This is a genomic window from Streptomyces sp. NPDC058579 (genome assembly GCF_042718575.1).
GTDB lineage: Bacteria > Actinomycetota > Actinomycetes > Streptomycetales > Streptomycetaceae > Streptomyces.
This window is the reverse complement of sequence record NZ_JBHXPI010000003.1, coordinates 218,573-238,461: the sequence shown is the minus strand read 5'-3', so window position 1 is coordinate 238,461 and position 19,889 is coordinate 218,573. Positions and strand designations below refer to the sequence as shown.

Sequence of the window (19,889 nt, the reverse complement as noted above, 5' to 3'; positions counted from 1 at the left end):
GTCTATCTAGTAACACGCGAAAGGCGGACCCGCTTCCCTGCAGGGAAGTGAGGTCCGCCTCCGCGAAAAGAACCGATCAGGCGACCGGAACGATGTTCACGACCTTGCGGCCACGGTGGGTGCCGAACTGCACCGAACCGGCCTGCAGGGCGAACAGCGTGTCGTCGCCGCCACGGCCGACACCCGAGCCCGGGTGGAAGTGGGTGCCGCGCTGGCGGATCAGGATCTCACCGGCGTTGACGACCTGACCGCCGAAGCGCTTCACGCCGAGCCGCTGAGCATTGGAATCGCGCCCGTTCCGGGTGGACGATGCGCCCTTCTTGTGTGCCATGTCTCAGTCCCTCTTACTTCGCAGCCGCGGGGATACCGGTGACCTTGATCGCCGTGTACTGCTGGCGGTGACCCTGGCGACGGCGGTAGCCGGTCTTGTTCTTGTAGCGCAGGATGTCGATCTTCGCGCCCTTGTGGTGGTCCACGACCTCGGCCGTGACCTTGATACCGGCCAGCACCCACGGGTCGCTGGTCACGGCCTCGCCGTCGACAACGAGCAGCGTAGAGAGCTCTACGGTGTCGCCAACCTTGGCAGTGGAAATCTTGTCAACCTCAACGATGTCGCCGACAGCAACCTTGTGCTGGCGACCACCGCTGCGCACGATGGCGTACACGCGGATCTCTCTCTCACTCGGGAACGGACCCCTGATGCCAGCCGCTCACACGGGCCGGAGCCCGCGGTGATCCGGAATTGGACGAGCGGCCTCTCCCGACAGACCGGGAGGAGGGTGCTCAGGGGTTAGGCGGGTCATACGACACGCCGACGGTCAAGGTTACGGGCCGGTGCCATGGGGGGTCAAATTCGCGTGACTTCCCCGGGGCGGTGCGGGTCGTCCCGTAGGGAACGACCCGCACCCGCAACCTCAGTCCTGCGCCGGAGCGGCCGTCTTCTTGGCCGCCGCCTTCTTGGCGGTCGTCTTCTTCGCCGCGGTCTTCTTGGCCGTCGCCGTCTTCTTGGTGGCGGCCTTCTTCGCGGTGGCCTTCTTCGCCGTCTTGCGGGCGGCCGTCTTCTTGGCCGGGGCGGCGGCCTCGGCCTCGGCGTCCGCCGCGGGCGCCTCGACGGCGGCCGGGGACTCGACCACCAGGACGGCGGCCTCCTCGGCGCCCGAGGGCGAACCGGCGGGGGCGGTCACCTTGCGGACGACCCGGCGACGGGCCCTCGGCGGGGCGGCCACGGGGGCCTCCTCGACGACAGGCGCGGGCTCGGGAGCGGCCTCGACGACCGGCTCCGGGGCCGCGACGGGCTCGACGACCGGCTCGACGACGGTCTCGACGACCGCCTCCGCGGCGGCCGGCGAACCGGCGGGGGCCGTCGCCTTACGGGTGGCACGGCGGCGCGCACGGGGGGCCGGGGCGGCCTCCTCGACGGCCGGCACGGGCTCGGGAGCGGGCTCGGCCACCGGCGCCTCGGCGACGACGGGCTCGGGCTCGGGCTCCGCCACGACCGCCGGGGCGGGGGTGGAGGCGACCGGCGCGGAGACCCTGCGGGTCGCCCGACGGCGACCGCGGCCCCGCGTGGCGGCGGCCTCGGCCTCGGCGGCGCTGCTGTACAGCTCCTCGTCCGGGCGGAAGGGCGCCTCCACGGCGACAGGGGCGGCGATCTCCGCGGCCACCTCGGCCTCGGTCTCGACCGTCTCGGTCTCGGAGTCCGTCTCCTCGACGCCGGCGCCCTCGACGTGCTCGTGCTCGTGGTGCTCGGCACCGCCACGGCCACGCCGCTTCGAGCGCTTGCCGCTGCCACCGCCACCGGGGGCGGTCGGCTGCTCCATGTGCACGATGACGCCACGCCCGTTGCAGTGGACGCAGGTCTCGGAGAAGGACTCCAGGAGACCCTGGCCGACCCGCTTGCGGGTCATCTGGATCAGGCCGAGCGAGGTGACCTCGGCCACCTGGTGCTTGGTCCGGTCCCGGCCCAGGCACTCCAGGAGGCGGCGCAGCACCAGGTCGCGGTTGGACTCCAGGACCATGTCGATGAAGTCGATGACGACGATGCCGCCCAGGTCGCGCAGGCGCAGCTGGCGGACGATCTCCTCGGCCGCTTCGAGGTTGTTCCTCGTCACGGTCTCTTCGAGGTTTCCGCCCTGACCGGTGAACTTGCCGGTGTTGACGTCGACGACGATCATCGCCTCGGTCTTGTCGATCACCAGCGAGCCACCGCTCGGCAGCCAGACCTTGCGGTCGAGCGCCTTCATCAGCTGCTCGTCGATCCGGTACGTCGCGAAGACGTCGACCTCGCTCGTCCACTTGGACAGGCGGTCGCCCAGGTCCGGGGCGACGTGGTTGACGTACCCGTGGATGGTCTCCCAGGCGTCGTCACCGCTGACGATGACCTTCGAGAAGTCCTCGTTGAAGATGTCGCGGACGACCCGGACGGTCATGTCCGGCTCACCGTAGAGAAGGGTCGGCGCGTTGCCGCTCTTCGCCTTCTTCTGGATGTCCTCCCACTGCGCCTGCAGGCGCTCGACGTCACGGCGCAGCTCGTCCTCGCTCGCGCCCTCGGCGGCGGTGCGCACGATGACGCCCGCGTCCTCGGGGACGATCTTCTTGAGGATGGTCTTCAGCCGGGCGCGCTCGGTGTCGGGCAGCTTGCGGCTGATACCGGTCATCGACCCCTCGGGGACGTAGACGAGGTAGCGGCCGGGCAGCGAGACCTGGCTGGTCAGACGCGCGCCCTTGTGGCCGATCGGGTCCTTGGTGACCTGCACGAGGACGGACTGGCCGGACTTGAGGGCGGACTCGATGCGGCGCGGGCCGTGGCCCATGCCGAGGGCCTCGAAGTTGACCTCACCGGCGTACAGGACGGCGTTGCGGCCCTTGCCGATGTCGACGAAGGCGGCCTCCATCGACGGCAGCACGTTCTGGACCTTGCCCAGGTAGACGTTGCCGACGTACGAGGTGGCCTGCTCCTTGTTGACGTAGTGCTCGACGAGCACGTTGTCTTCCAGGACGCCGATCTGGGTGCGCTCGCCGTTCTGGCGGACGACCATGACGCGCTCGACGGCCTCGCGGCGGGCCAGGAACTCGGCCTCGGTGATGATCGGGACGCGGCGGCGGCCCTGCTCGCGGCCCTCGCGGCGGCGCTGCTTCTTCGCCTCCAGGCGGGTCGAGCCCTTGATGGACTGGACCTCGTCGGACGGCTCGGCCTTCTCGCGCGCCGGACGGGGCTCGCGGACCTTGACGACCGTACGGACGCCGTCCTCGTCGCCCGCCTCGGCCTCGCCACCACCGTCACCGCTGCGGCGGCGACGGCGACGACGACGACGGGAGCTGCTGCTGCCGGAGGACGACGCGCCGCCCTCGTACTCGTCGGAGTCGGACTCCTCGTCCTCGGACTCCTCGTCCTCGGCGCGGGTGTCCTCCGCCTCGTCGCCCTCCTCGGCCTCATCGGCCTCGGCGAGCTCACCGCGGCGGCGGCGACGGCCACCACGGCGGCGACGGCGGGACGGACGGTCCCCGTACTCGTCGGCCTCCTCGGCCTCGACCTCCGCCTCGGGCTCCTCGGCCTCGACCTCGGGCTCGTCGGCGACGGTGGCGGGCACCGTCTCGACGGCCACGGGCTCGGCGGCGGGCTCGCCACGACGGCGGCGGCGCCGGCGGCCGGCGGGCTCGGGACGCTCGACGGCCTCGACGGGCGCGGCGGTCTCCTCGGCCTCGACCGTCTCCTCCTCCTCGTCCTCCTCCACGACCTCGACGGCAGCGGCGGCGGCCGCGGTCTCCGGGGTCTGGAACATCGGCTCGGCGAAGACCGGGGCCTGGAAGACGGCGACGGCGGGGCGCGCGGCACGGCGGCCGCGGGGCTCCTCCTCGTCCGTCTGGGGGGCTACTGCCGGCTCGGAGGTGAACTGCGGCGAGGTGGCGCGTCGGCGCGTACGGCCACGGGTGGCGGCCTTCTCGGCGGCGGCGACCTCGGGCTCGGCGGCCTCGGTGGTGATCTGCTTGACGGTCTCCTGCGGCAGGCTCTCGCCGCCGGCGGGGGTGGCCTCGGGCGAGGTGGCCTTACGGGTGGCACGGCGCCGGGCACGCGCGGGGGCGGCGGGCTCCTCGACGGGGGCCTCCTCCGCGACCTCGACGGCCTCTACGACCTCGACCGCCTCGACGACCGGCTCGGGCGTGGTGGCCTGGCGGGTGGCGCGGCGACGGGCACGCGGGGCGGCGGCGGGCGCGGCGGGCTCCTCGACCGGAGTCTCCTCGACGACCTCGGCCGCGACCTCGGCGACGGCCTCGGCCGACGTGGCCTTACGGGTGGCACGACGCCGGGTACGAGCCGGGGCGGCGGGCTCCTCGACGGGAGCCTCCTCCGCGACCTCGACGGTCTCGGCGACGGGCTCCGGGGCGGTGGCCTTGCGGGTGGCGCGGCGACGCGTGCGCGCGGGAGCGGCGGGCTCCGGCGCGGCCGGGGTGGTGGCGGGCGTCTCCACGACGACCTCGGCCACGGTCTCGGTGACCTCCGCCGCGACCGGCGGACCGGCGGGGCGGGAAGCGGCGCGGCGCCTACGGCGCGGCGGCAGCTTGTCACCAGGTGCGTTGTTGTTCTCGTTGTTCTCTTCGTGCTGCTCGAGCATGCGGGCGGTTCTCCCGTCACGCCCCCGGGCGCCGCGTCTTGGTCCGGTCCGGCGGCACGATCACGCACGATGCGCGGTGCCGCCGTCCGGGGCGCGGGCGCCGCACGGGAGCTGATGTCTGGCTCGCCGGTTCCCTACGCGTTGTACGTACGGCCTGGCGAAAGTCTTCTGGTCAGTGCGCGGCCCGACCCAGGTGGCTCCCGAGTGCCAGGGCTGCGCTACAACGACCGCTCCCTACGCGGAACCGGTACCCGGCGCCGTCGCTGAGACGGTCGCGGCGGCCGCGGGTGCAGCGGCCGTGACTGTCTCGCGGTCGGGCGCGAGCGGGTCGGTCACCGTGCCGGACTCCTCGTCGAAGAGCCCCTGCGCCAGCCTGGTCACCGCTGCGGGGACCGGCGGCGCCAGGTCGGCCACAGCTCGGAGACCGGACAGGACGTCGTCGGGTCGCACGGCAGGTGTTACGTGCCGAACAACCAGCCGCAGTATCGCACAGGCATTGTCCAGCGGCCTATCAGCCGCGGAACGTGCCTGGAGCTCGGCGACGGCGGAGCGGGCGTCGAAGGAACGGATGCCGTTCTTGGTCTTGCGCTGTACTTCCACGGTCTCGGCCGCGAGGAAGGCCTCGACGGCCTTCTCCGCGTCCTTGGCGGTGACGCCGTCGAGCCTGAGCTCCCACACGGAGGCGGTGAGCCGGTCGGCGAGTCCCGAGGTACGGGCCTCGACGGCGTCGGTGATGTCGAGGCCGGCCGGGAGCGACTCGTCGAGCAGGGCCCGCAGAGTCTCGGGGTCCCGTGCCTCGGTGAGGGCGATCTCCAGGTACTCGGCCTCGGAGCCCGTACCCGTGGGGGCGGCGTTGGCGTACGACACCTTGGGGTGCGGGGTGAATCCGGCCGAGTACGCCATGGGCACCTCGGCGCGGCGCAGTGCGCGCTCGAAGGCGCGCTGGAAGTCACGGTGGCTGGTGAACCGGAGGCGGCCGCGCTTGGTGTAGCGCAGTCGGATGCGCTGCACCGCCGGTGCGGGCGGCGGGCCTTCGGGCTGTCGCTTGCCCAGTGGTTCTTCTCCTCGGTGCGGGGCGGGCGCGGGTGCCGCGCCGCCCTCGAACAGACAGGTGGCCTCTGGGGGGCCCGCCCGGCTCACCCCCGCTTTCGCGGGGAGATCTCGGGTGTGGGCGCCGCGCCGGAGACGGTTGTTGTACTACCCAGAGTACGCGTAGAGCCCACCACCGGTTCCCCAGGCTCGATCACCCGGGGTATAGCAGCGCGACGGCCCGGCGCGGGGTCTCCCCTCGCGCCGGGCCGTCGCCGGAGTGTCGCGCGGCTACTTGACGACCGTCAGCGGCAGCAGCTTCTTACCGGTCGGACCGACCTGGATCTCGGTCTGCATGGCCGGGCACACGCCGCAGTCGAAGCACGGGGTCCAGCGGCAGTCGTCGACCTCGGTCTCGTCGAGGGCGTCCTGCCAGTCCTCCCAGAGCCAGTCCTTGTCCAGACCGGAGTCCAGGTGGTCCCAGGGGAGGACCTCCTCGTAGGTGCGCTCGCGGGTGGTGTACCAGTCGACGTCGACGCCCATCTCGGGGAGCGTCTTGTCCGCGCACGCCATCCAGCGGTCGTACGAGAAGTGCTCGCGCCAGCCGTCGAAGCGGCCGCCGTCCTCGTAGACCGCGCGGATGACGGCGCCGATCCGGCGGTCGCCGCGCGAGAGGAGGCCCTCGACGATGCCGGGCTTGCCGTCGTGGTAGCGGAAGCCGATCGAGCGGCCGTACTTCTTGTCGCCGCGGATCTTGTCCCGGAGCTTCCCCAGGCGCGCGTCCGTCTCCTCCGCCGAGAGCTGCGGGGCCCACTGGAAGGGGGTGTGCGGCTTGGGGACGAAGCCGCCGATGGAGACCGTGCAGCGGATGTCGTTCTGGCCGGAGACCTCGCGGCCCTTGGCGATCACGTTGACCGCCATGTCACCGATCTGGAGGACGTCCTCGTCGGTCTCGGTGGGCAGGCCGCACATGAAGTACAGCTTCACCTGGCGCCAGCCGTTGCCGTACGCCGTCGAGACCGTACGGATCAGGTCCTCCTCCGAGACCATCTTGTTGATGACCTTGCGCATGCGCTCGGAGCCGCCCTCGGGGGCGAAGGTCAGACCGGAACGGCGGCCGTTGCGGGTCAGCTCGTTCGCCAGGTCGACGTTGAAGGCGTCCACGCGGGTGGAGGGGAGCGAGAGGCCGATCTTGTCGTCCGTGTAGCGGTCCGCGAGGCCCTTCGCGATGTCACCGATCTCGGTGTGGTCCGCGGAGGAGAGCGAGAGAAGGCCGACCTCCTCGAAGCCGGTCGCCTTGAGACCCTTCTCGACCATCTCGCCGATGCCGGTGATGCTTCGCTCCCGCACGGGGCGCGTGATCATGCCGGCCTGGCAGAAACGGCAGCCGCGGGTGCAGCCGCGGAAGATCTCCACCGACATCCGCTCGTGGACCGTCTCGGCGAGCGGGACCAGCGGCTGCTTCGGGTACGGCCACTCGTCGAGGTCCATGACCGTGTGCTTCGAGACGCGCCACGGCACGCCCGAGCGGTTCGGGACCACGCGGGCGATGCGGCCGTCCGGGAGGTACTCGACGTCGTAGAAGCCCGGGATGTAGACCGATCCGGTCTTGGCGAGCCGGAGGAGGACCTCCTCGCGCCCGCCCGGGCGGCCCTCGGCCTTCCAGGCGCGGATGATCTCGGTCATGTCGAGGACGGCCTGCTCGCCGTCGCCGATGATCGCCGCGTCGATGAACTGCGCGATCGGCTCGGGGTTGAAGGCGGCGTGGCCGCCGGCGAGCACGATCGGGTGGTCGACGGTGCGGTCCTTGGACTCCAGCGGGATGCCCGCCAGGTCGAGGGCCGTGAGCATGTTGGTGTAGCCGAGCTCGGTGGAGAAGCTCAGGCCGAAGACGTCGAACGCGCCGACCGGGCGGTGGCTGTCGACGGTGAACTGCGGGACGCCGTGCTCCCGCATCAGCTCTTCGAGGTCCGGCCACACGCTGTACGTGCGCTCGGCCAGGACGCCCTCGCGCTCGTTCAGCACCTCGTAGAGGATCATGACGCCCTGGTTGGGCAGACCGACCTCGTACGCGTCCGGGTACATCAGCGCCCAGCGGACGTCGGCGGACTCCCACGGCTTGACCGTGGAGTTCAGCTCTCCGCCGACGTACTGGATCGGCTTCTGCACGTGCGGGAGCAGAGCTTCGAGCTGCGGGAAGACAGACTCGGCAGCAGACATCTCGAACCTTCGTGGGGCTGGCAGGGGGCGAGGGCGACTCTCAAGCGTACCCGGTGCTCAGTGGGTGAGCGGCGCCCTCAGCTCCGGGGCGGAGGCCTTGGCCCATACCTCGGGGAACGCGCGTTCGCCCGCGGCGCCTGCCGCCTCCTCCTGGCCGTGCAGGAGTCCCCAGGTGAACGCGGACTCGCCGGCCGCGTGGGCCTGGATGCCGAGGTCGCGCAGGGCCTCGCGGGCGACGACGCTGTCCTGGTGCTCGCCGAGGACGGTCTGCACGGCCTTCATCCGCTTGGCGAAGCGCTCGGCGGGCTTGCCGAGGGTGGGGGTGGCGGCCTCTGCGGCGTAGCGGGCGCGCTTGGCGGCCTTGCGGGCCTCGTGCATGGCGAGATCGCGGTCGTGGCCCGCGGGCAGGGCGAGGGCGTGGCCCGCGCGGGTGGCGAGGCGGTCGTAGTCCTTGAGGACGGCCGCGGCGAGGACGGGTGCCGGGGTGTCGGGGGCGGCCTTGAGGAGCGGCGGGTCGGCGAGGAGCGCGTCGAGGGCGTCGAGCAGCGCGAGGTGGCGGGCCGAGTCGAGGGCGGCGAGGGTCCTGCGGCGGGCGCCGCCGCCGTGGGCGGCGTTCCAGACGCGCAGGCGGGCGCGGACGGGGCCGAGGACGAGGGTGCGGGGGATCGCGTCGAGGCGGGTGCGGAGGCGTTCGGTGAGGACCTCCTGGTCGCGGGCGAAGCCGAGTTCGCCCGCGAGCCACTTGAGCTCGTCGCCGATCGGGTCGGTGGCCGCGCGGTCGAGGACCTTGCGGTAGCTCTTGAACGCGCTGCGGAGGCGTCGGCAGGCGACGCGCATCTGGTGCACGGAGTCGGGCAGGTCGCGGCGCACGGCGGGGTCGAGCGCGACGATCGCGTCCACCTGCTCCCGTACGTACGCGAGAACGCGACCGCCAGCGGTCGCGTTCTCAGGCGACCCGTCGGGCTCGTCCGCCACGTCCGGTGCGGGCTCGGCCGTCTCCGCCAAGGCCCTCGCGACCTTCGACGCGGACGTCGACGCGGCGATGCCCGCCTTCTTCAGGCGCTTCTCGACCGCGTCGAGGATCTCGGGGTCCGCGTCGTCGGCGAGTTCGACCTCGATCTCCGTCCAGGAGGTGTCCGGGCCCTCCGGGAGGCGTTCGGCGTGGACCGTGTCCACGGAGACCTCCGCGAGGAGCGCACCCGTCTCGTCCACGAGGTGGCGGACGCTGCGTGAGGAGCGGAGGCGGACGACGGGGACGACGTCCTCGGCGCGGGTACGGGAGCGGATCAGGCCCGCGAGGGCCTTGGGGAGGGTCTCGGAGAGCGGGGCCCTGATCTCGTCGCGGATCCCGGACGCGACCGGGAACTTGAGGTGCCAGCCCTCGTCCTCGCCGCCCGTGCGGCGGCGGAGGGTCAGCGAGTCCGCGGCAAGCCGCAGGCCAGGGGTGTCGTAGTAGACCGCGTCGAGTTCGGTGACGCCCCGGTCCACGACCGAGGCGACCCCTGCCGCGCGTGCCAGGTCGGGCAGCTTCGTCCGGGCCGTGGCTTCGTACTTCCGCTCGATCTCGCGCTTCGTCTCCGCCATGAATCGAATCTAGACGGGATGTGAACGGAAGGGGAGTCCGCGTCGGGCCCGTCTCAGGCCTGGCTCAAGCCGTCATCGGCCGCTGCACCTTGATCGACTGGAGCAGGCCGATCGCCACCCACACCGCGAACATCGACGAGCCGCCGTACGAGACGAAGGGCAGGGGCAGACCCGCGACCGGCATGATGCCGAGCGCCATGCCGATGTTCTCGAAGGACTGGAAGGCGAACCAGGCGATGATGCCGGCCGCGACGATCGTGCCGTAGAGCTCGGTGGTCTCCCGGGCGATCCGGCAGGCCCGCCAGAGGATCACGCCGAGCAGCACGATGATCAGTCCGCCGCCGAGGAAGCCGAGCTCCTCGCCCGCGACGCTGAAGATGAAGTCGGTCTGCTGTTCGGGCACGAACTGGCCGCTGGTCTGGTGGCCGTTGAAGAGCCCCGCGCCGTACAGGCCTCCGGAGCCGATCGCGATGCGCGCCTGGTTGGTGTTGTAGCCGACGCCCGCCGGGTCGAGTTCGGGGTTGGCGAAGGCGGCGAAGCGGTTGATCTGGTACTCGTCGAGCAGGCCGAGCGCGGTGACCGCGACCGCGCCCGCGACGCCGGCGCCGATGAGGCCGAGGACCCAGCGGTTGGAGGCCCCGGAGGCGAGGAGCACGCCGAGCACGATCACCGCCATGACCATCACCGAGCCGAGGTCCGGCATCAGCATGACGATGGCCATCGGCAGCGCGGCGAGAAGCAGCGACTTGGCGACCGTCCGGTGGTCCGGGTGGATCTGGTCGCCCGCGTCGACCTTGGCCGCGAGCAGCATCGCCATGCCCAGGATGATCGTGATCTTCACGAACTCGCTGGGCTGGAGCGAGAAGCCGCCGCCGATCACGATCCACGCGTGCGCGCCGTTGATGGTCGCGCCGAGCGGGGTGAGGACGGCGAGGATCAGCACGATCGAGATGCCGTAGAGGATCGGCACCGCGCCGCGCAGGGTGCGGTGGCCGAGCCAGACCGTGCCGATCATCAGGGCGAGCCCGATGCCGGTGTTCAGCGAGTGCCGGAACAGGAAGGCGTACGGGTCGCCGCCGTTGAGCTCGGTGCGGCCGCGGGTGGCGGACCAGACGAGCAGCGCGCCGATGAAGGACAGGGCGAGCGCGGAGAGCAGCATCGGCCAGTCGAGCCGGCGCACCACCGAGTCGCGGGCGGCGAGCTTCGCGAAGGTGCCGCGCTCGGGGGCGTACCGGGAGACGGAGAAGCCGTGGGGTGCGGTCATCGGTTCAGTCCCCGGTCCTGGTGTGCGGCGGCGGCCCCGCGAGCGGCTGTTGTCCGTCGTTCTGCTTCTCCGGGTCGACGAGCTGTGACTTCGGGTCGTACGCCTTGATGTCCGGCGCGTCGATGGAGCCGTCGGTCTGGATCTTCGGCAGCGCCGTCTGCGGCTTGGGCAGGAGGGCGCGCTTGAGGTCCTGGTTGCCGGCGTCGTCGAGGCCGTAGAGCGCGTCGTAGATGTTGCGCACGGCGGGGCCGGAGGCGCCGGAGCCCGTACCGCCCTGGGAGATCGTCATGACGATGGTGAAGTCGTCGGTGTACGTGGCGAACCAGGAGGTCGTCTGCTTGCCGTAGACCTGGGCGGTACCCGTCTTGGCGCGCATCGGGATCTTGTCCTGCGGCCAGCCACCGAAGCGCCAGGCGGCGGTGCCGCCGGGCTCGACGACCGAGCGGAGCCCCTTGTCGAGGTCCTTGATCGTCTGGGCGTCGACCGGCAGCTTGCCGTGGGCCTGGGGCTTGATCTCCTCGACGCTCTTGCCGTCGGGGCTGATCACGGCCTTGCCGATGGAGGGGTTGAAGAGGGTGCCGCCGTTGCTGATGGCGGCGTAGGCGGTGGCCAGCTGGACGGGCGTGATGAGGACGTCGCCCTGACCGATGGAGAAGTTGATGCTGTCGTAGGCCTTCAGCTGGTTGCCCTCGAGGCAGCTCTCGTACGCGATCTGCTCGACGTACGTGCCGCCCTTCTTGCCCTGCTTGCACCAGGCGTCCTTGTTGGCCTCCCAGAACTTCTGCTTCCACTGGCGGTCGGGGATGCGGCCGGTGACCTCGTTCGGCACGTCGATGCCGGTCTCGGAGCCGAAGCCGAAATCACGGGCGGTCCGGTAGAACCAGTCGTGGGCGTCCTTCTTGGGCTTGAGGCCGCCGTCGCGGTTCCACTCCTGGTGGCCGAGACGGTAGAAGACCGTGTTGCAGGAGAACTTGAGGGCGTCTCCGAGGGTGATGGGGCCGTGTCCCTGGGACTCGAAGTTCGCGAAGCTCCGGTTGCCCATGCTGTAGGAGCTGCTGCAGAGGTACTTGTCGTTGAAGTCGTGGCCGGCCCGTACGGCCGCGCTCGCCGACACGATCTTGAAGACGGAGCCGGCGGGTGCCTGGCCCTGAATGGCCCGGTTGAGCAGCGGGTAGTTGGAGTCCTTGCTGGTGAGCCGTGCGTAGTCCTTGCCGGAGATGCCGCCGACCCAGGCGTTGGGGTCGTAGTCGGGCTGGGAGGCCATCGCGACGACACGGCCGGTCTTCGACTCCATGACGAGGACGGCGCCCGAGTCGGCCTCGTACTTCCGGCCGGTGATCTTGTCGGTCTCGCCGCGGACCGTCTTCATCGCCTGGGCGAGCTCGTACTCGGCGACGGCCTGGACGCGGGCGTCGATGCTGGTGACGAGGGTGGAGCCGGGTACACCCGGATCGGACTGGGTCTGGCCCATGACGCGGCCGACCTTGTCGACCTCGTAGGACGTGACGCCCGCCTTGCCGCGCAGCTCCTTGTCGTAGGTGCGCTCAAGGCCCGAGCGGCCGACCTGGTCGGAGCGGAGGTACGGCGACTCGGTGTCCTTGGCCTTCTGGATCTCGTCGTCGGTGACCGGCGAGAGGTAGCCGAGCACCTGCGAGGTCTTGGCCTTGCCGGGTGCCGTGTAGCGGCGTACGGCGGTGAGTTCGGCGCTGATGCCGGGGAAGTCCTCGGTGCTCTCCCGGATCCGAAGGGCCTGCTGCGTGGTGGCCTCGTCGGTGATCGGGATCGGCTGGTAGGGGGAACCGTTCCAGCAGGGCTTCGGGGTCTCGGAGTCGCAGAGCCTGACCTTGTCCATGACGTCCTTGGGCGTCATGCCGAGGACGCCCGCGAGACGGGTGAGGACGGCCTTGCCGTCGTCCTTCATCTTCATCAGGTCCGTGCGGGACGCGGAGACCACGAGCCGGGTCTCGTTGTCGGCGAGCGGGACGCCCCGGGCGTCGAGGATCGAGCCGCGGACGGCTGGCTGGACGACGCGCTGGATGTTGTTGCTCTTCGCCTCTTCGGCGTACTCCTTGCCGTTGCGGATCTGGAGGTACCAGAGGCGTCCGCCGAGGGTGAGGAGGAGGGAGAAGACGAGGATCTGGATGATGACGAGCCGGACCTGGACCCTGGGGGTCCGCCCGGTCTCCGGGATGTTGCTCATACTGCCGGTGCCCCCTCGCTCACAGTCGCTTGACTCCCTTGATGCGTCCGGCGCGCGCCGCTCTCGTACGGGCGGCCTTGACGCGCAGGCCGCCGCGCTGGTTGCCGATCTGCAGGCCGGTGCCCGAGCTGAGCCAGCCGGAGGCGACGTCCGTCCCGCCGGAGCTGTCGGCGGTCAGCGGGTCGTTCTCCGCGCGCCGGGCGAGCGCCATGATCAGCGGCACGGTGAAGGGCGCGAGGAGCAGGTCGTAGAGGGCCGCGGTGAACAGCAGGAAGCCGAGGCCGACATGGCGGGCGGCGGTGTCGCCGACGAGGGCGCCGACCCCCGCGTACAGCAGGGTGGAGCCGATCGACGCGGCGACGACCACGGCCATCGGGCCGCTGGCGGACTTGAGCTTGCCGTTGTCGGGGCGGGCCAGTCCGGCGAGGTAGCCGATGAGGCAGAGGACCAGGGCGTAGCGGCCGGCGGCGTGGTCGGCGGGCGGGGCGAGGTCGGCGAGGAGGCCGGCCCCGAAGCCGATGAGGGAGCCGCTGACGGGGCCGTACACGAGCGCGAGACCGAGGACGGTCAGCAGGACGAGATCGGGTACGGCGCCGGGGAGCTGGAGGCGCGCGAGGACGGAGACCTGGATGACCAGGGCGACGACGACGAGCGTGGTGGAGAGCAGGATCCGGTTGAACTTCATGCCTCAGTCCCCCTGCTGATCGTTCTGCTGCTCGTTCTCGGGCTTCTGCCCCTGCGGTTCCTGCTGCCCTGGCTGTTGCTGCCCTGGCTGTTGGCCCGGCTGCTGCTGCCCTGGCTGCTGTTCCCCCTGCGCCTGGCCCTGCGGCTGGTCGCCGCCCTGCACCAGGCCCTCCGCCTGGCCCTGCGGCTGCTCGCCCGCCGGGGGCTTCGGCGTGACCGTGACGGTGACGGTCGGCGCGGGCTTCGGCTTCGGCGGCAGGACCGTGTCGCGCGGGTTGGTGCGCGGGGCCTGGACGACGACGCCGACGATGTCGAGCTTGGAGAAGCTGACGTACGGGCGGACGTAGATGTTGCGGGTGAGGCCGCCGCCCAGCGGGTCGACGCGGACGACCTCGCCGACCGGGACGCCGGGCACGAAGGGCTTGTTCGCCTGCGAGCCGAAGGTGACGAGCCGGTCGCCGTTCTTCACCTTCGCCTTGCCGTTGAGGAGCTGGACGAGGAGCGGGCCGTTGCCCTGGCCGGTGGCGAAGCCGAGTTCGTCCGAGTTCTCCATGCGGGTGCCGACGGTGAAGTCGGGGTCGCTGGCGAGGAGCACGGTCGAGGTGGAGGGGCCGACGGTGGTGACGCGGCCGACGAGACCGGAGCCGTTGAGCACGGTCATGTCCCGCTCGATGCCGTCGTTGGCGCCGGCGTCGATGGTGACGGTCCAGGAGAAGCCCTGGGCCGCTCCTATTCCGATGACCTCGGCGCCCTTGATGCCGTACTGCCCGGCGCCGGCCGTCTTGAGCAGGGTGTCGAGTTCGCGCAGGCGGCTGCGGTTGCGGTCGTCGCTGCCGAGCTTGGCCTTGAGGGCGGCGTTCTCGCGCTCCAGGGCGGCGAGCCGGTCGTGCCGCTCGCCGGAGTCGCGTACCGCCCCTATGGCGTTGCCGATGGGATCGACGGCCGCCGCGACACCGTTCTCTACCGGTCCGAAGACCGCCGCGGCCGCCTGGCGGGCGCCGTCGACGGGTGACTCCTCGCCGCCGCGGATGTCCACCGTGATCAGTGCGAACGCGATGGCGATCAGCAGCACCAGGAGCAGCCGGCTCTCTCGTGTGTCCCTCACGTGCGGCGGCCGTGCCTTTCCTCGTGGTTCGGTTGTTCCGTGCGGTTGTTCCGTGCGGTTCGAACGGTTCAGGCGGTTCGTGCGATTTGTGGCGGTTTATGTCGTTATATCAACGATCGGCCGTACGGGAGGTCTTGCCACCCGTACAGCCGATCGCGAGCCGAATGCCGCCCACTTGTTATCGGCGGGGCTGCGAGTCCAGGACCTGCTGGAGCGCCTCGAACTCCTCCACGCACTTGCCGGAGCCCAGCGCCACGGAGTCCAGCGGATCCTCGGCGATGTGGATCGGCATCCCGGTCTCGTGGCGGAGCCGCTCGTCCAGGCCGCGCAGCAGGGCGCCGCCACCCGTGAGAACGATGCCGCGGTCCATCACGTCACCGGAGAGCTCGGGCGGGCACTTGTCGAGCGTGGTCTTCACGGCGTCGACGATGGCGTTGACCGGCTCCTCGATGGCCTTGCGGACCTCGGCGGCCGAGATGACCACGGTCTTGGGCAGACCGGAGACGAGGTCACGGCCGCGGATCTCGGTGTGCTCGTCCTTGCCCATGTCGTAGGCCGAGCCGATGGTGATCTTGATCTGCTCGGCGGTGCGCTCACCGAGGAGGAGCGAGTACTCCTTCTTGATGTGCTGGATGATCGCGTTGTCGAGCTCGTCGCCGGCCACCCGGATCGACTGTGCCGTGACGATTCCGCCGAGCGAGATCACGGCGACCTCGGTGGTGCCGCCGCCGATGTCGACGACCATGTTGCCCGTGGCCTCGTGGACCGGCAGGCCCGAGCCGATGGCGGCGGCCATGGGCTCCTCGATGATGTGCACCTGTCGGGCGCCGGCCTGCGTCGAGGCCTCGATGACGGCGCGGCGCTCCACTCCGGTGATGCCGGAGGGCACGCAGACGACGACCCGGGGGCGGGCCAGGTAGCGGCGCTTGTGGATCTTGAGGATGAAGTAGCGGAGCATGCGCTCGGTGATCTCGAAGTCGGCGATCACGCCGTCCTTCAGGGGCCGGACGGCGACGATGTTGCCGGGCGTCCGGCCGATCATCTTCTTCGCCTCGGCGCCGACCGCCAGGATCCCGCCGGTGTTGGTGTTGATCGCGACGACGGACGGCTCGTTCAGAACGATGCCGCGACCCCTGACGTACACCAGCGTGTTGGCGGTCCCGAGGTCGACAGCCATGTCACGGCCGATGAACGACATTGAGTTCCCCTTGTTTCCCATGAGGATGCGTCGGGCCTTCCCAATCGGAGCGTTGACGGCTTCTCAGGTAGGCGAGGTGGTGCGAAGTGGTGGGTGTTCGGGTGCTACGGCGTGGAGTTTTCCATCGTAGTGCCGCCCCCACGGATACCGCGCGGTGGTCCACCTCTGTACAGGTGACGACAGGACGGTGCGATGCGTTCCCGGTCTTGTCGTTCATATGCCCGGGGGCGACCGAAATTCCTTCGGTCGCCCCAGGTTCGTTGCGGTGGATGGCTGACTTCGGGTCAGAACGGGATGTACCCGGTCGGCCCTGTCGGCAGGTCCACTCTGCCTGTCCGCAGCCGGTTCAGACCAGGCCGGGGAAGAAGATCTTCAGTTCCCTTACGGCGGACTCCTCGGAGTCCGAGGCGTGGATCAGGTTCTCGCGGACGATGGTGCCGAAGTCGCCACGAATGGAGCCGGGGGTGGCGGCGATCGGGTCGGTCGGTCCCGCGAGGGTCCGCAGGCCCTCGATGACGCGCTCGCCGTCGACGACCAGGGCGACGACGGGGCCGGACTGCATGAAGCCCATCAGCGGCTCGTAGAAGGGCTTGCCCTTGTGCTCGCCGTAGTGCTGCTCCAGCGTCTCCTGGCTCAGCTCGCGCAGTTCGAGCGCGGAGATGGTCCAGCCGGCCTTGCGCTCGATACGACCGATGATCTCGCCGATCAGGCCACGGCGGACGGCGTCGGGCTTGAGCAGGACGAGCGTGCGCTGGCTCACGGTGGGGGCTCCTTACAAATCCGGTGTGCGGGACTCAGAGGCTACAGGTCCCGAACCTCCGCCGATTACTCAGCGTCAGGCCCACCCCAGCCCACCTCCGGGGCGGCTGTGGCGGGGGCCACCGGGCACCCGCCCGTGCCCCCGTCGGCTCGGTCCCAGAGCCCCGAGGGGCCTAGCCCGCCTCCGGCGTCGCGCCGGCGTCCGCCGCCTCCGCCTGGGCGGCCCAGCGGGCCTTGACCTCGTCGATCTTCGCGCCGTAGTGGCAGGAGGCCCACCACAGGGCGGCGAAGGCCGCGCCGAGGAAGAACATCACCGGGACGAAGAAGCCGCTCGCGATCAGGGCGATCTGGAGCGCCCAGCCCAGCTGGACGCCGCCCGGGCGGGTGATCATCCCGCACAGCAGCACCGACAGCAGCATCGCGACGCCGCAGACCCACCAGACCGTGGCCATCGCCAGACTGTCGTCCTTCATGGCGACGAGCCCGGCGAAGCCGATCACGAAGAACTCGCCGATCAGCGTCGAGGCACAGAGCGTACGCATCGGATTCAGCGCCTTCCGAGCAGCAGCCGGGCGTCCCCGACCGTGAAGATCGAACCGGTCACGAGCACACCCGCGCCGCTGAACTCGCCCTCTTCCTCCGCGAGGGTGATCGCGGCCTCGATCGCGTCGTCCAGACGCGGCTCGACGACCACGCGGTCCTCGCCGAAGACCTCCACGGCGATCGCCGCGAGCGCGTCGACGTCCGTGGCGCGCGGGTTGGAGTTCGCCGTCACCACGACCTCGGCGAAGATCGGCTCGAACGCTTCGAGCAGCCCCTTGGCGTCCTTGTCGGCGCTGGTGGAGACCACGCCGATGAGCCGGGAGAAGCCGAACGACTCGCTGATGCCGTCGGCCGTGGCCCGCGCGCCGTGCGGGTTGTGCGCCGCGTCCAGGATGACCGTCGGGGACTTGCGGACGACCTCCAGGCGGCCCGGCGAGTCCACCGAGGCGAACGCGCGCCGGATGGTGTCGATGTCCAGGGTGCGGGCGTGCTCCGCGCCGATCCCGAAGAAGGCCTCGACCGCCGCGAGCGCGACCGACGCGTTGTGCGCCTGGTGCGCGCCGTGCAGCGGCAGGAAGACCTCTTCGTACTCGCCGCCGAGCCCGCGCAGGGTCATCAGCTGGCCGCCGACCGCGACCTCGCGGGAGACGATGCCGAACTCCATGCCCTCGCGGGCCACCGTCGCGTCGACCTCGACGGCCTTCTTCAGCATGACCTGCGCCGCGTCCACCGGCTGCTGGGCGAGGATGACCGTCGCGCCCTGCTTGATGATCCCGGACTTCTCGACCGCGATCTCGCCGGGCGTGCCGCCGAGCCGGTCGGTGTGGTCCAGGTCGATCGGGGTGACGACGGCGACCTGCGCGTCGATCACGTTCGTCGCGTCCCAGGTGCCGCCCATGCCGACCTCGACGACCGCCACGTCCACCGGCGCGTCGGCGAAGGCCGCGTACGCCATGCCGGTGACGACCTCGAAGAAGGAGAGGCGGTACTCCTCGCGGGCGTCGACCAGCTCGACGTACGGCTTGATGTCCTGGTACGTCTCGATGAACCGCTCGGCGGAGATCGGGGCGCCGTCCAGGCTGATGCGCTCGGTGATCGTCTGCACGTGCGGCGAGGTGTACCGGCCGGTGCGCAGCGCGAACGCGGCGAGCAGTGCCTCGATCATCCGGGCCGTGGACGTCTTGCCGTTCGTCCCGGTGATGTGGATGGAGGGGTACGCGCGCTGGGGCTCGCCCAGGACGTCCATGAGCGCCGCGATACGGGTCACCGAGGGCTCGAGCTTGGTCTCGCCCCAACGGGTCGACAGCTCGGTCTCCACCTCACGGAGCGCCTTGTCCACCTCCGGGTCGGCGGGCCGGGCGGGCACCGGGTCGCCCTGCGGCGGACCGGAATGCGCGCGCAGCGTACGGCTGCCGGCCTCGATCACCGCCAGGTCGGGGTCTCTGTCGGTCTCGGAGGCGACGATGTCGTCGAACGGGTCGGACTCGCCGGACTGGTCGCGGGGCTCACTCACGGGCCCAGTCTACGGAGCGCCACCGACAGGACCATGGACCCACCCCTTTCGGGACTTTCGGCCCACCGTCCGCCGAACCGGCCCGGCAGACTTGGCGATCATGGACATAGGCATCGACCTCGGCACCGCGAACACCCTCCTCTACGCCCGCGGCCAGGGCATCGTGCTCAACGAACCGTCGGTGGTGGCGGTCCAGGAGGGATCGCGCTCCGCGCTCGCGGTCGGCACGGAGGCGAAGGAGACGATCGGCAGGACGCCCGGTTCGATCACGGCGATCCGGCCGCTGCGGGACGGGGTGATCAGCGACTACGAGGCCGCCGAGGAGATGATCCGGCACTTCGTCCGCAAGGCCGTGAAGGGGCGCAGGCCACGGACCCGGATGGTGGTCTGCGTGCCGAGCGGGGTGACGCCGGTGGAGCGGCGGGCGATCGTGCACGCCTCGCGCTCGGCGGGCGCCCGCGCGGTCCATCTCATCGAGGAGCCGATGGCGGCGGCGATCGGGGCGGGCCTTCCGGTCTCGTCCCCGCGCGGCTCGATGGTCGTGGACATCGGCGGCGGTACGACGGAGGTGGCGGTGATCTCGCTCGGCGGCATCGTCACGGCGCAGTCGCTGCGGGTGGGCGGCGACCGGCTGGACGCGGCGATCACCGACTTCGTGCGCAAGGAGCACTCGCTGCTGATCGGCGAGCGCACGGCGGAGGACGTCAAGGTGGCGATCGGCTCGGCGTGGCCGGTGCCGGGCGAGGAGGAGCGGGAGCGGGCGACGTTCACGGTACGGGGCCGGGAGAAGGTCAGCGGGCTGCCGAAGACCCTCGAGCTGACGGTGGCGGAGGTGCGGGCCGCCCTGGACGAGCCGGTGGAGGCGATCATCGCGGCCGTGCGGGCGACGCTGGAGGAGTGCCCGCCGGAGCTCTCGGGCGACGTGATGGAGCACGGCATCGTCCTCACGGGCGGCGGCGCGCTGCTGCCGGGCCTCGACCTGCGGATCGCCTCGGCGTCGGGCATCCCGGTCTTCGTCGCGGACGACCCGCTGGACTGCGTGGTCCTGGGCTCGGGCCGCTGCGTGGAGGAGTTCGACAGCCTGCACCGGGTGTTGGGGCGGGCGGAGAGGGTGCGCTGACGCCCGCAGGGCCGGGCGTGGCCACGCGCGGGTGAAGCCCGCGCCCGGAGGCCCAGG

15 protein-coding genes are annotated in these 19,889 nt (G+C 71.0%); 1 reads left to right on the top strand and 14 read right to left on the bottom strand.

Going from position 1 to position 19,889, the window contains the following annotated elements; genetic code table 11:
- Positions 1-76: 76 nt before the first annotated feature.
- The 14 genes from rpmA to ACFWRO_RS06265 form a co-directional block, all read right to left on the bottom strand.
- Positions 77-331: a 50S ribosomal protein L27 gene (gene rpmA, locus ACFWRO_RS06330; RefSeq protein ID WP_030317577.1), complete on the bottom strand. Its 255-nt coding sequence runs from the start codon at positions 329-331 to the stop codon at positions 77-79.
- A gap of 13 nt (positions 332-344) precedes the next feature.
- A complete protein-coding gene (gene rplU / locus ACFWRO_RS06325; protein WP_030013082.1) occupies positions 345-665 on the bottom strand; it encodes a 50S ribosomal protein L21 in 321 nt (106 codons plus the stop codon).
- Positions 666-914: 249 nt separating this feature from the next.
- Positions 915-4,613: a ribonuclease E/G gene (locus tag ACFWRO_RS06320; protein ID WP_384505032.1), complete on the bottom strand. Its 3,699-nt coding sequence runs from the start codon at positions 4,611-4,613 to the stop codon at positions 915-917.
- Positions 4,614-4,847: 234 nt separating this feature from the next.
- The gene (locus ACFWRO_RS06315) at positions 4,848-5,624 is read right to left on the bottom strand and encodes a TIGR03936 family radical SAM-associated protein (RefSeq protein WP_384505029.1); all 777 of its coding nucleotides are present in this window, start codon (positions 5,622-5,624) and stop codon (positions 4,848-4,850) included.
- 309 nt (positions 5,625-5,933) lie between these two features.
- A complete protein-coding gene (locus tag ACFWRO_RS06310; RefSeq protein ID WP_384505027.1) occupies positions 5,934-7,862 on the bottom strand; it encodes a TIGR03960 family B12-binding radical SAM protein in 1,929 nt (642 codons plus the stop codon).
- A gap of 57 nt (positions 7,863-7,919) precedes the next feature.
- Positions 7,920-9,446 (bottom strand): CHAD domain-containing protein, encoded by a 1,527-nt coding sequence (locus ACFWRO_RS06305; RefSeq protein WP_384505024.1) that lies wholly within the window; start codon positions 9,444-9,446, stop codon positions 7,920-7,922.
- Between the two features lie 64 nt (positions 9,447-9,510).
- Positions 9,511-10,710, bottom strand: coding sequence for a rod shape-determining protein RodA (gene rodA / locus ACFWRO_RS06300; protein WP_384505021.1), 1,200 nt, complete (start codon positions 10,708-10,710; stop codon positions 9,511-9,513).
- A 4-nt stretch (positions 10,711-10,714) separates the two neighbouring features.
- Complete coding sequence (gene mrdA / locus ACFWRO_RS06295) at positions 10,715-12,910, bottom strand: penicillin-binding protein 2 (protein ID WP_384505018.1); 2,196 nt, start codon at positions 12,908-12,910, stop codon at positions 10,715-10,717.
- 19 nt (positions 12,911-12,929) lie between these two features.
- Positions 12,930-13,595, bottom strand: coding sequence for a rod shape-determining protein MreD (mreD, locus tag ACFWRO_RS06290; protein ID WP_384505015.1), 666 nt, complete (start codon positions 13,593-13,595; stop codon positions 12,930-12,932).
- A gap of 3 nt (positions 13,596-13,598) precedes the next feature.
- On the bottom strand, positions 13,599-14,699 hold the full coding sequence (mreC, locus tag ACFWRO_RS06285) for a rod shape-determining protein MreC (RefSeq protein ID WP_384505013.1): 1,101 nt from the start codon (positions 14,697-14,699) through the stop codon (positions 13,599-13,601).
- A gap of 178 nt (positions 14,700-14,877) precedes the next feature.
- On the bottom strand, positions 14,878-15,897 hold the full coding sequence (locus ACFWRO_RS06280; RefSeq protein WP_384505011.1) for a rod shape-determining protein: 1,020 nt from the start codon (positions 15,895-15,897) through the stop codon (positions 14,878-14,880).
- Between the two features lie 346 nt (positions 15,898-16,243).
- Complete coding sequence (gene ndk / locus ACFWRO_RS06275; RefSeq protein WP_384505008.1) at positions 16,244-16,657, bottom strand: nucleoside-diphosphate kinase; 414 nt, start codon at positions 16,655-16,657, stop codon at positions 16,244-16,246.
- Between the two features lie 172 nt (positions 16,658-16,829).
- Positions 16,830-17,198 (bottom strand): DUF4233 domain-containing protein, encoded by a 369-nt coding sequence (locus tag ACFWRO_RS06270; protein ID WP_384505005.1) that lies wholly within the window; start codon positions 17,196-17,198, stop codon positions 16,830-16,832.
- Between the two features lie 5 nt (positions 17,199-17,203).
- Positions 17,204-18,712, bottom strand: a complete 1,509-nt coding sequence (locus tag ACFWRO_RS06265; protein ID WP_384505002.1) for a bifunctional folylpolyglutamate synthase/dihydrofolate synthase — start codon at positions 18,710-18,712, stop codon at positions 17,204-17,206.
- A gap of 100 nt (positions 18,713-18,812) precedes the next feature.
- Between ACFWRO_RS06265 and ACFWRO_RS06260 the strand changes: the two genes are divergently transcribed.
- On the top strand, positions 18,813-19,832 hold the full coding sequence (locus ACFWRO_RS06260) for a rod shape-determining protein (protein WP_384504999.1): 1,020 nt from the start codon (positions 18,813-18,815) through the stop codon (positions 19,830-19,832).
- Positions 19,833-19,889 lie beyond the last annotated feature (57 nt).

Coding starts and splice junctions, on each gene's coding strand:
- rpmA (WP_030317577.1), bottom strand. CDS start 331: ATGGCACACAAGAAGGGCGCATCGTCCACCCGGAACGGGCGCGATTCC.
- ACFWRO_RS06320 (WP_384505032.1), bottom strand. CDS start 4,613: ATGCTCGAGCAGCACGAAGAGAACAACGAGAACAACAACGCACCTGGT.
- ACFWRO_RS06310 (WP_384505027.1), bottom strand. CDS start 7,862: ATGTCTGCTGCCGAGTCTGTCTTCCCGCAGCTCGAAGCTCTGCTCCCG.
- ACFWRO_RS06305 (WP_384505024.1), bottom strand. CDS start 9,446: ATGGCGGAGACGAAGCGCGAGATCGAGCGGAAGTACGAAGCCACGGCC.
- rodA (WP_384505021.1), bottom strand. CDS start 10,710: ATGACCGCACCCCACGGCTTCTCCGTCTCCCGGTACGCCCCCGAGCGC.
- mrdA (WP_384505018.1), bottom strand. CDS start 12,910: ATGAGCAACATCCCGGAGACCGGGCGGACCCCCAGGGTCCAGGTCCGG.
- mreD (WP_384505015.1), bottom strand. CDS start 13,595: ATGAAGTTCAACCGGATCCTGCTCTCCACCACGCTCGTCGTCGTCGCC.
- ACFWRO_RS06280 (WP_384505011.1), bottom strand. CDS start 15,897: ATGTCGTTCATCGGCCGTGACATGGCTGTCGACCTCGGGACCGCCAAC.
- ACFWRO_RS06270 (WP_384505005.1), bottom strand. CDS start 17,198: ATGCGTACGCTCTGTGCCTCGACGCTGATCGGCGAGTTCTTCGTGATC.
- ACFWRO_RS06260 (WP_384504999.1), top strand. CDS start 18,813: ATGGACATAGGCATCGACCTCGGCACCGCGAACACCCTCCTCTACGCC.